We start from the raw sequence: 11,754 nt of genomic DNA on the forward strand, positions 1-11,754 counted from the left end.
ATAGGGCACCTGCGCACCGCTTCCGGGGCCTTTCGTCCTTCCCCGCTGCTCAGGTCGCGGCGGCGTCGGATCTGTCGGCCGCCAGGGCGCCGATCACGGTCTTGACATCCGTTTTGGGACCTCGGTTGTAGGGAAGCTTGGACAAAACCATGCCCATCGCACACGTGTTGGTGACCGCCGCCGCGGCGAGCCCGGCACCGACCGCCGTGCCGAGCAGATGCGCACCGGGAAGCACGAATCCGGCCAGACCGCTGACGAGCACGATGGACCCGGCCGCCAGACGAACCTGGCGCTCGAGGTCCCAGCGGGGCTTTCCGCGGACAACCGGGTAGTCCGCGGCTTCCCAGGCGAGCATGCCGCCGTCGAGCACGCGCAGGTTCGGCAGGCCCGCTTCCGCGAGAGCCTCCTGCGCCTGGCTTGCCCGGTCACCGGCACGGCAGATCAACAGGACCTGCTCGTCGAGGTGCTCCCGCAACTCGGCGCGGTGCTCGCGCAGGGTGTCGAGCGGGACGTTGTAGGCACCGGGAATATGGGCCGTCTGAAACTCGCCCGGGGTCCGCACATCGAGCAGCCGCGGGGCGCCGTCGCCACGCAGTAGCCCATGCAGGACGGCCGAATTCAGCTTGCCGGTGTTACTGGTCGAAGGTTTCGTGGTGGAAATGACTGCCTCGCAGAGAACGTGGGGATTGGGGAGAGAGAAAGGGGGTCAGTGCTGGACGACGGTTTCGGATAGCAGGAGCCAGGCGCCGTACCCGCCGAGCAGGTCGGACACGTCGTCCCGGCCCACGTGCCGCAGCAGGCTGGCCGCGATGGACGAGCGCAGGCCTCCTGCGCAGTGGAACACCACGGGCCGCTCGAGCGGGATCTCCTCGACCCGGTCGCGCAGCTGCGCGAGCGGGATGTGCAGCGAGCCTTCGATGTGCCCCTCCTGCCGTTCGCCGGGGTTGCGGACGTCGACGACGACCGGTGGCTGCTCCTGCTGAAGAGCCTCTCGGAGCTGCTCGGCGGTGACGCGGCTGGACCGGGTCAGTTCATCCTCCAGTGCCGGGAAGACGGACTCGGCTTCAGCGAGGTACCCGGCGACGCGGTCGAACCCGATCCGGGCCAGCCTCGTCACGAGCTCGCGCTCCCGGCCTTCGGGCGCGATGACGACGACCTCCTGCCCGGGGCGCACCACTGTGCCCGTCTGCTCGGCGAAACGCCCATTGGCGGGGACGTTCACCGAACCGCGCAGATGACCGGTGGCGAACTCCTGCGGATCGCGGCCGTCGACGAGCACCGCACCGCCGTCCCGCAGGGCCAGCACGTCCGCCGCGGTCAGCGGTCCCGCCGTCCCCGCATCGAACAGCTCGTGGTCCTGGCGGTTGAGTGTGGCGTCGTAGGCGAAGTATGCGGGCGCGGCCGCCTGATCGGCGGTCACCGCCGCAACGAACTCGTCTTCGGCCATCGGCGCGCAGGCGTAGTTGGTGAGGCGCTGCATCCCGATCGTCGACGATCGTTCGGTGGACAGGTTCTTGCCGCACGCGGATCCGGCCCCGTGCGCGGGGAACACCCGCACCGCGTCCGGCAACGACATCAGTTTCCGCTGGACGCTGTCGTAGAGCATGCGGGCCAGCTCGTCGGCCGTGACACCGACCGACGCCAGCAGGTCGGGCCTGCCCACATCGCCGATGAACAGGGCATCGCCGGTCAGCACCCCGTAGGCGACCTCGTCGTCGGCGTGCTCGTAGACCAGCACGCTGATCGACTCCGGGGTGTGACCGGGAGTCTCGATGATCTCGAGGGTCACCTCCCCCAGGCTGATGCGTTCACCGTTGGTGAGCTTGCGGATCGGGTACTCGGCCTCGGCGCGCCGGCCATAGCCGATCCACGCGCCCGTCTGCGCCGCCAGCTCCAGGTGACCGGCCAGGAAGTCGGCGTGGAAGTGGGTGTTGATGACGGCCTCGATCGTGAAGCCACGCGACTCCGCGTCGGCCAGGTATTCGGAGACATCACGGCGCGGATCGACGACGACCGCTTTGCCGGTGGTCTCGTCCGCGATCAGGTAGGAAGCCTGGGACAGGCATTCGAGGTAGTACTGGGCGAAAAACATGGAACCTCCACATCGTGTTCCATACCCATGGGGGTATCTGGCAGTCCAGGTTAGCCCGGCTCTCGCGAACCGTCAAACGCCCTTCCTGCCAGGAAAAAAGGAGTGATCGAGCCGGCCGGGGCGACCACGGAAACCGGTCCTGCGCGAACGGAATTCGCCGCATGGGACATACCCACGGGGGTGTGGCGCACACGTGGCCGGATTCGACGCCGTCGCGCGAAAGTCCTACTTCACCATCAGCGGTAGCGAGCGGCCGAGCAGGCTGCGGCGGACGGCGGGCAGTCCGGCCCCGATCCGGAAGAGTTCCATCGCGGAGGGTGCCTCGGGCGAGCGCACCACCACCGGCACGCCCGCGTCCCCCGCTTCCCGCAGCGGCAGGTCGAGCGGCACCCTGCCGAGGACCTCGGTGCCCGCCTGTTCGGCCAGTGCGTCTCCCCCGCCGTGGCCGAACAGCGAGGTGCTGTCTCCGCAGTGCGCGCACACCGCGCCCGCCATGTTCTCCACGACGCCGGCGATCGGCATGCGCGTGTCGCGCGCCATCCGGACCACACGCGCGGCCACCGTCCTGGCCGCGATCTGCGGAGTGGTCACCGCGAGCAGCGCGGCGTCGGGCACCAGCTCCAGCAACGACAGCGTGATGTCGCCGGTGCCGGGTGGCAGATCGAGCAGCAGCACGTCGAGCTCGCCCCAGCACACGTCGGCCAGGAACTGCTCGAGTGCCTTGTGCAGCATCGGGCCACGCCACATCACGGGCTGGTCCTCGGCGACGAAGAACCCGGTGGACATCAGGCGCACGCCGTGCGCGAGCACCGGCAGCATGAGCCCGCCGATCGCGATGGGGCTGCGCCGCACCCCGAACAGCTGTGGCACGGAATAGCCCCAGACATCCGCGTCCAGCAGGCCCACCCGCTGTCCCTGGGCCGCGAGCGCCGCGGCCAGGTTGGCGGTGACGGTGGACTTGCCGACCCCGCCCTTGCCACTGGCGACCGCGTACACGCGCGGCGTGCGGCCCACGGGCGGCGAATCCGCGCGGAGCCGGTCCCCCAGCTCGGCCCGCGCGCGCTCGGGCAGCGGCGCCAGATCCACCGACACCCGGCGTACCCCGGGGACGCACGACACAGCGCCGCGCACCGCTTCTGCCAGGGCGTCGGCCGATGGATGCTCGCGGGCGAGCAGGTGCACCCGCACCCGGACCCGGCCACCCGCGTGGACCGAGACATCGTCGACGAGACCGAGGTCGGCGAGGGACACACCGGCCTCGGGTTCGAGCACGGCGCCCGCGACGGCACGGACCCGTTCTTCATCCAGGGACCAGGTGGCGAGCACGCTCATTCGCCCACCCGGAACGCACGGCGCCGCGGTTTGACCGGGCGCATGAGGAACTCCGGCCGCCGCTGGCCGTCCGGGCCGAGGGTGGCCTTGGCCATGGCCAGCCACTCCCGGTAGACCTCCCGCGAACGACGGGTGTCGACGAACACGTCGCCGTACTGGTCGCCGGGATGCGCCGCCTCCATGCGGACCTTCTGCAACCAGCAGTGCATGCCCGACCACGGATCCGGCTGGACACCGAACGCCAGGTTCTGGTGCACGCCCGGGTCGGACCACCAGATCCGCGAAGAGTCGGGGTCGTCGGACTCGAACGGGGCGACCCCGCCCTTGTAGCGCAGCAGCCACGACTCGTCGCCGTCGGGATGCGTGATGTCGACGAGCCCGGACACCCAGCGGCTGCCTTCCTGGTCCTGCAACCGCCACCGGCCCATGTGGTGCGACAGCGCGCAGACGCCCGGCCTGATGCCCTCGGTGACCCAGACGCGGGCGACGAAATAGCCGATCGAGGTGGACACGCGCACCAGGTCGTCGGTACGCACCGCGAGCCGGGCGGCGTCGTGCGAGTTGAGCCAGAGCGGGTGTGAGTTGGCGATCTCGTTGAGGTACTTGGCATTCCCCGACCGGGTGTGGATCAGGGTCGGTAGCCGGAAGGTCGGCACCAGGACCAGTTCACCCTTGTCGAGGTCGATCTCCGACCGGGCCACGTGCGACCGGATGTAGCCCGGCGTCGCCTGGTCCTCCCAGCCCCAGTCCGCCATCGAGGTGGAGTAGACCTCGAGCTTGCGTGACGGGGTGAGCCATCCGGCCGTCGTGGTGCCGTCCTCGTGCCGGACACCGACCGCCCCGGCCTCGCCGACCAGCGGTGGCGTCGAGTCGAGGTCGGTCGGCTTGCGCAGCACGCCCTCGGCGTCGGGCTCCGCGCCCTCGAGTTCGGTCTCGGTGAGCGGCCGTTCGTCGGCACGGTAGACGTCGCGCTGCACCTCGATGACGCCGTAGCGGCGCATGTACTGCAGGGGCGTCATGTCCTGCGCGGCGGCCTTGTCGGGCAGACCGGGCACCTGGTTCTCGAAGATCCACCGGTAGTACTCGTCGACCGTGATCTTCTCTCCCGGCCGGTAGGGCGATTCGAAGTAGCGGCGGATGCCCAGGGAACCGTCCGGGTCGATCCGCCAGGACAGCTCGAACCAGAACTCGTTCTCCTCCCACACCTCGCCGGGATTGACCTCGCGGCTGTCGGCGACCGGATGTCCCGAGCGTTCCAGCGCGACCCGTCGCACCGGCTGCCGGAACCCGAGCCATTTGCCGGCGTGGGTCTCGTAGGAGTGGGTGTCGTGGCGTTCGGTCGCGTGCCCCGTCGGCAGCACGTAGTCGGCGAACTCTGCGGTCTCCGACCAGGTCGGCGTCAGGGCCACGTGCAACCCGATCTTGTCCGTGTCACGCAACGCCTTCATCCAGCTGAACCCGTCCGGATAGGTCCACACCGGATTGAACACGCGCGAGAAGTACACCGACAGCCGGCCGCGGCCCTCCTGCAGGAAGTGCGGCAGCAGGATGGACATTTCGTTGCACGACAACGGGTATTCGGCCGGCCAGGCCAGCTCGTTCCAGTGATCGTGGGCCGGGGGCATGTCCGGGCCGTGCGGGATGAACTTGTCCCAGCCGTTCGGGCTCGTGCCGCCGACGGTGCCGATGGAACCGGTCAGCGCGAGCACGAACCACAGTGCCCGGGCCACCTGCCAGCCGCCGAGGTTGCCCGCGGCCGCCGAGCGCCAGATGTGCGCGGCCAGGCGGTGATCACACGAGGCGACCAGCTTCGCGATCTCCTCGATCCGGGCCGCGGGTACCTGGGCCTCGGCCGCCGCGAACTCGAACGTGTACTCGGCGTAGTCCGACTCCAGCGCGTCCAGGAAGGACTCGAACGTGGCGGGACGGTCAGGGTGGCGGCGGTCGAGGTAGGTCTGCCAGTTGAACCAGCGCCGCAGATACGCCTCGTCGATCTGCCGCGTGCGCAGCAGGTGGGAAGCCACGGCGAGCAGGATCGCCGCCTCGCTTCCCGGCCACGGTGCCAGCCACACGTCGGCGTGGGACGCGGTGTTCGACATCCGGGGGTCGATCACGACCAGCTTCGCCCCGCCCTGCTTGCCCTCCATGATCCGCTGCGCGTGCGGGTTGAAATAGTGCCCGGTCTCGAGATGGCTCGACAGCAGCAGGATCACCTTGGCGTTGGCGTGATCGGGCGAGGGCCGGTCATAACCGCCCCACAGCGTCTGCCCGAGCCTCGCACCCGAGGAGCACACGTTGGTATGGCTGTTGTGCCCGTCCACGCCCCATGCCTGCAGGAAGCGCTCCGCGAAGCCGTCCTCGCCGGGACGGCCGACGTGGTACATGACCTCCTCGTGGCGTCCTTCCACAATAGACGTGCGGATCCGGGCGGCGATGTCGTCGAGCGCGTCGTCCCAGCTGACCCGCTCCCACTCGCCCCCGCCGCGGGATCCGGTACGGCGCAACGGGTACAGCAGCCGCTCGGGATCGTTGACCTGGTTGATGGTCGCCGGCCCCTTGGCGCAGTTGCGGCCCCGGGATCCCGGATGCGCCGGGTTGCCCTCGACCTTCTTGACCGAGAAGTCCTCCTTGTCCACGTACGCCAGCAGCCCGCACGCACTCTCGCAGTTGAAGCACGTGGTGGGGACGAGCATGTAGTGGCGCGGCACCTTGCGCGGGTGCGCCTTCGCGTCGTAGGCGACGACGTCGTCCCACTGCTCGACCGGCGGGTAGTTGCGCAGCCGCTCGTGGGTGCGCTCACCCGGCAGCTCGGTGGGTTGCGAATCGGCCACGGCCGGACGATCGGGAACGATGCGGGTCACGGGCACTGCCTCCTGGAGAAGATTCTCTATTTAGGACAGAGGAACGTCCTGCGCGGCTCGGACGAAGACGCTCTCGTAGGCCAGCAGCGCCGCCTGCGCCACGAGCCCGCCGACAGCGGCGACGAGCAGCGGTCCCGCCCAGCCGATCCCGGCGAGCACCACGCCCACCAGTGCCAGCGCGATACCGCCGCCCCAGAACGTCCGGGCGTACCGGCCGCGCACCGCCATCTCCGCCGCCGCGGCCGCGTTCGTGGTCGGATGACGGCCGAGGTATTCCAGCAGCGTCATCCCGACGTGCACGGCGCCGGCCACGGTGAACGCGGCGACCAGCAGCGTGCGCGCCGCGCCGGTCACGTCACCGGCGAGCGCGGCGAGCACGAGCACCCCGCCGCCGACCATCACGGCCTGCGCCTGCAGGTGCCAGAACAGCAACGGCGACTGCCACAGATCGCGGCCTTCTGCCTGACCGAAGAGGAACGCCGTGTATCCGGTGACCATCGCCGCGGCCACGAGCGCGGGCACCGCGAGCCACGTCAGCGCGTTTCCGGTGGCGATTCCCATCGTGGCTAGTACACCGAGCACCAGCCACGCCGAGAACACCGCGGCGCCGGCGGCGAGCACCACCGCGCCCCAGAACAACCACGATCTCGGGTTCGGCTTGAGCAGGATGTAGAAGAAGCGCTCCGGCCGCTTGAGGTCGGTCACGAGGAGCAGGCCGGTGATCGCCACCCCCGCCACGCCGACGGCCGGCGCGACCACGGCCCCGATCCAGCCGAGATCGATGCCGAGCAACTGGGCCAGCGCCGCCAGCATCATCGCGCCGGCGCCCACCGCCTTGGTCCACAGGTACGTCGTCACGCGCCAGCCCCACGGGCGGGGATGCGCGGTGTTCAGCGTGGTCCTGGCAAGGGTCACCGGGTCGGTGGGCAGGTCCGCGGCGACCTCAGCCCGGTGCGGGTCGGGCGTGGAGAAGATGTAACCGTCGGCGGCGGGTGCCGCGAGCGGGTCGAGTACCGCGCGGTCGGCGCCGAGGTAGAAGACGTTCGGCCCGGTGCCCTGCTCGGGAGCGCGGACACTCACCGGATTGGTCCGGACCAGGTTGGCGATGCCCGATTCCGGGTCGTCGAGATCGCCGACCCAGATGGAGTGCGTGGGGCAGACCACCACACATGCCGGTTCCAGGTCGGCGTCCACACGGTGCGCACAGAAGTTGCACTTCGCCGCCGTGTGGGTGTCCTCGTCGATGTAGATCGCGTCGTAGGGGCACCCCTGCATGCAGCTCTTGCAGCCGATACACCGGTCGCGGTCGAAATCGACGATGCCGTCTTCTCGGGTGAAAAGCGCCTTCGTCGGGCAGATCCGGACGCACGGGGCGTCGGTGCAGTGGTTGCACCGCATCACGCCGAAGTCGCGAGTGGTCGCCGGGAACACCCCGGAGTCCACGTATTTGACCCAGGTCCGGAACTGTCCGACGGGTACCTCGTGCTCGGTCTTGCACGCCACTGTGCAGGCATGGCAGCCGATGCAGGTCCGCTGGTCGATCGCGAAGCCATATCGCATGTGGCAACCGTAGGTCGCGCGGCCACCCTTGGAGGCCCATAGCAGGCTTTGGGCCCCCTAAGCCGAGCTTTGGACCCGGGCCGCCGTCTGCTGCCTCGCGACCGCGACCACGTCGCGGAGTATCCCGGTCAGACGCCGCCCCGCCGGCCAGACCGCGCGAAGCACGCGGCCCAGCTCCACCCCCGCCATCTCGACGGCCACGAGCCGCCCGTCGGCCAACTCGGCTGCCACCGCGAGCGAACTGAGGACCGCCGGTCCCAGCCCGGCCTCCACCGCCGCCTTGATCGCGGTCGTCGAGGACAGCTCGACCAGCGGCGCGGCGAGCGGGCCGTGCTCGGCGAGCACCGCTTCAACCGTGTCGCGCGTGCCGGACCCCGGCTCGCGGACGACCATGGGCGTGGCGGCGAGATCCGCGGCGCTCACCGGGTACCGCCGGCGCGCCCAGGGGTGAGTGGGTGCGACCACGAGCCGCAACCGGTCCCGGCCCACGACCTGGCACTGCAGCCCCTCCGGCATCTCGGGTCCCTCGATGAACCCGATGTCGGCCGCGTCGGCGGCGACGAGCTGGGCGACCTCGGTCGAGTTGACGACCCGCAACGCGACGGTGGCCCGTGGCCGCCGGGCGTGCAATTCGGTCAGCCATCCCGGGATCAGGTATTCGGCGACCGTCATGCTGGCCGCGATCCGCAGCCGGCGCTCGTGGTGGGCGCGCAGCGCCGCGACCGCGGCGTCCAGGCCGGCGGCCGCGCGAACCACCTCGCGTGCCCACTGCTCGACCATCGCTCCCTCGGGCGTCAGCCGCGAACCGGCCGCGGAACGTTCGATCAGCGCGAGCCCCAGCAGCCGTTCCAGATTGCGGATGCGCGAGCCCGCCGCCGGCTGTGAGATGCCGTGTTCACGGGCGGCTTGGCCGAGGCTGCCACACCGTGCGACCGAGAGCAGCAACTCGAGTGCGCCGATCTCCGGCACGCGCGTTGACAGCCGCTCGAACTGCGACCGCGCCTCGGGCGCGGGGACGGCCTGGGCCGGTCCAGGCGCGGGGCTGTCCCGGTGGCCGTCCGGTAGCGACATACCGTTGCACCTTCCCGACCGGTCCAGTGACTTGGATACACCCCATGGTATCCCACGTTGCGTCCGCTTCGGCGACTTCGGCGGCCACGGGCCACTGCGTCGACACCCGGTGGACGGGATCGATCAGCGCCGCGCCGAGCGGGGTGCGCGACCTGGAGGTTCCCATCGCAAAACATGGCCTGGATTCTGTTCCTCTTTCCAAGCCAGGAGAGTCATGCGAGTCACCACCCAGCACAAGCTCGGCTGTGCTCACCATCGTGGACGCACCCGAGCCTCGTGCCGCCTCCGCGCCCTCACGAGACGCTCCAACCGCCGTCGAGGGTCAACTCGGTGCCGGAGATGGACGTCGCCTCCGGCGAGCACAAGAACCCCACCGCGCCGGCGACCTCGTCCCGCTCGATCAGGCGCTTGACCGCTGATCGCGCCAGCAGCACGTCCGACACCACCTGGTCGGTACTCAGGCCGTGCACCTCGGCTTGGTCGGCCAGCTGCCTCTCGACCAACGGGGTTCGCACGTACCCGGGGCAAACGCAGTTGCTGGTAACGCCCTTGCACCCTGAGACTCGCTTCGTAACGCTCGTCGATGAGCGTCTCGGTCGCCAGGGACTCGTCGTACACCATCAGGCGCACGAACTCGGCCATGGCTTCGCGAGAAGGCTTTTCCGCCGCCATGTAGGCGAAAAGGTGTTCGAGCCCGACAGGCCACGACGGCGGGTTCACCGGGAGGACTCCGCCCGGCGCCATGAGCACGAGGCGATCGACACGGTCCGCGTACCGCATCGCGATCCGCATCGCGATCCGCATCGCGACGCCACGGGAACCGGAGGCTCCTCGACAAGCCGCTCGTCCCGGTGATCAGAAGCAGCGCCCCGCCGCCCACCGCGGCGGCTCCCGCAGCATATCCGTCCATTGTGGAACTCGCTGGAGCCGCGGCGAGCACGTCGTTCGGCAGGCTCGGCGCGCTCACCGACCGCGTCACTGAGCGGACTGTTCGCGCGCTGGACAGCCTGCCCGGACGAAGCACCCGCCACGCGACCGGACCTCGGGCGGATCCGCAAGCACGTCGACCAGCTGACCGCGCCGACCGGCGCGCCGCCAGCCATGCCCACGGTTACGTACACGCCGTATTGTCGCTCAATCCCGCGCGAACGGCCCGGCTGTCGTCTCCGGGCCGGGCCCGCGCTCGGGCACGCGGGCCGGTGTCCTCGGTCACGTTTCGAAGGCGATCAGGTCGATGCGTCCGGCCAGCAGACCTTCCAGTAGTTCGCTACGAAACTCGGCGCGAGCGCGGGCGGCCACGGGTACGTGTGCGGACAGGCGAATGCGTTCGGCGAGCGCGATGCGGTCCAGTACCGGAGCGCGCTCGGGCCTGCCGGCCAGCAGCACACCGTCCGCACCGGCCGCGATCGCGGCGTCGGCGCGCTTCACCAGCGCGGTCGCATTGGCGCTCCACGGATCATCGGTGTCCACGATGATTTCGGCCAGCACCACCGGTGCGGCCTGGCGCGCTCGCGCCGCGGCGACCCCGCCTGGCGGGACCACGGCCACCGCACCGCCGTCCTGGCCGAGCACGCGGTGCTCGAGCACGACGTCCTCGCGCACGCGCAGCGGCCGGTGGGTCAGCCATTCCCCGAAGGCATCTGCCTCCGAGGGCGGGTTTTCGCCGAAGCTCCGTGAGGTTTCGGCGATGAGCCCCGAAGCCGAGCCGAGGAGTTTGCCGAGCGACATCGCCCCGGCGCGGGTCAGGTACGAGACAGCCATTTCCGCCGGGGTGAGATGCAGGCGCTGATCGATCGACTGCCACCACAGGTTGCTGCGCCACGCCCGGTCCTGCAACTGCGCCGTCGCCGGCCGCTGGGTCGCCTCGTAGTTCGCGAACGCCCCGGGCACCGATTCGGTTGTGGTGAGCGCGTCCGCGAGCGAGATCGCGCTTTCCATGGCGTGCTTCGTGCCCGATCCCAGCGAGAAGTGCGCGGTCGCCACGGCGTCACCGATCAGCACGACGTTCTCGTGGTGCCACCGGTCGCACCGCACCCACCGGAATTTCCCCCACACGGACCGGTTTCCGATCAGCGGGGCTCCGCCGAGCAGGTCCTTGAACACCTCGGCCAGGTACTCCAGCCCCACCTCGTCGGAGCTCCCGTCGGGGCGTGGCCCGATGGACATGCCGGCCGCGGCGACCGTCTCGGGTGAAGCTTCGATCACATGACCCGATCGGGATCCGGTGAACGGGTAGGAGTGCGTCGCGTAGACACCGTGCTCGGTGGCGACCGGAATGAAGACCGCGCAGTCGAGCGGAACGTCGGCAGCACACCAGATGAAGGTATCCCTGGCGAAGCTCTCGTGGGCCCCGAGTTCGTCGCGCAACGCCGCACGGCTGGGGCTGTTCGCGCCGTCGGCGACGATCACGACATCGGATCGCCGTCGCAGTTCACCCACATCCGCCCTGGTGCCCGAAAGCAGCTCGACGCCGGCCGACCGGCATGCGGAGGCCAGCACGCGGAGCAGGTCGCGGCGGGCCACCGCGACGCCTCGGCTGAACTCGGGGATGCGCACCGTCCTGCCGTCGAGCCGGAACTCCGCGCTCGGAGCGGCGACGCCGAGCGCGGCGATCGCGGCGTGCGTTTCCGGGTCGGCTGCCTCGAACGAGGCCAGCGCGCTGCCGGTGAGGCTCACGCCGAAACCGAACGGCTCGTCGCGTTCGGCGCGTTCGTACACGGTCACCGACCACCCGGGCCGGCGGGCCTTCAGCAACCGCGCCGCGTAAAGGCCGGCGGGTCCGCCGCCGATGATCGAGACGATTTTTCCTGCCATGACTGGCTTCCTCCGTTCTGGAAG

The 11,754-nt window shown here is 70.1% G+C and carries 8 protein-coding genes; all 8 read right to left on the reverse strand.

Features of this window, described 5'->3' with window-relative positions; genetic code table 11:
- Window positions 1–49: 49 nt before the first annotated feature.
- Window positions 50–661 carry a rhodanese-like domain-containing protein gene (locus HFP15_RS05680; protein WP_168512522.1) on the reverse strand — a complete coding sequence of 204 codons (612 nt, stop codon included), beginning with the start codon at window positions 659–661 and terminating at the stop codon, window positions 50–52.
- A gap of 45 nt (window positions 662–706) precedes the next feature.
- Entirely contained in the window at window positions 707–2,092 is a 1,386-nt protein-coding gene (locus HFP15_RS05685; protein ID WP_168512146.1) for an MBL fold metallo-hydrolase, read from the reverse strand.
- A gap of 225 nt (window positions 2,093–2,317) precedes the next feature.
- Window positions 2,318–3,424, reverse strand: a complete 1,107-nt coding sequence (locus tag HFP15_RS05690) for an Mrp/NBP35 family ATP-binding protein (RefSeq protein WP_168512148.1) — start codon at window positions 3,422–3,424, stop codon at window positions 2,318–2,320.
- A complete protein-coding gene (locus HFP15_RS05695) occupies window positions 3,421–6,285 on the reverse strand; it encodes a molybdopterin-dependent oxidoreductase (RefSeq protein ID WP_312871477.1) in 2,865 nt (954 codons plus the stop codon). The genes HFP15_RS05690 and HFP15_RS05695 overlap by 4 nt, the downstream gene beginning before the upstream one ends.
- A gap of 30 nt (window positions 6,286–6,315) precedes the next feature.
- Window positions 6,316–7,845: a 4Fe-4S dicluster domain-containing protein gene (locus HFP15_RS05700; protein WP_168512150.1), complete on the reverse strand. Its 1,530-nt coding sequence runs from the start codon at window positions 7,843–7,845 to the stop codon at window positions 6,316–6,318.
- Window positions 7,846–7,902: 57 nt separating this feature from the next.
- Window positions 7,903–8,916, reverse strand: coding sequence for a LysR family transcriptional regulator (locus tag HFP15_RS05705; RefSeq protein WP_168512152.1), 1,014 nt, complete (start codon window positions 8,914–8,916; stop codon window positions 7,903–7,905).
- A 293-nt stretch (window positions 8,917–9,209) separates the two neighbouring features.
- The gene (locus HFP15_RS05710; RefSeq protein ID WP_312871478.1) at window positions 9,210–9,431 is read right to left on the reverse strand and encodes an SDR family oxidoreductase; all 222 of its coding nucleotides are present in this window, start codon (window positions 9,429–9,431) and stop codon (window positions 9,210–9,212) included.
- Between the two features lie 694 nt (window positions 9,432–10,125).
- Window positions 10,126–11,730 (reverse strand): FAD-dependent monooxygenase, encoded by a 1,605-nt coding sequence (locus tag HFP15_RS05715; RefSeq protein WP_168512154.1) that lies wholly within the window; start codon window positions 11,728–11,730, stop codon window positions 10,126–10,128.
- Between the last annotated feature and the right edge of the window lie 24 nt (window positions 11,731–11,754).

Origin of the sequence: Amycolatopsis acididurans, assembly GCF_012328925.1 — a bacterium.
In the GTDB taxonomy this organism is placed as follows: domain Bacteria; phylum Actinomycetota; class Actinomycetes; order Mycobacteriales; family Pseudonocardiaceae; genus Amycolatopsis_E; species Amycolatopsis_E acididurans.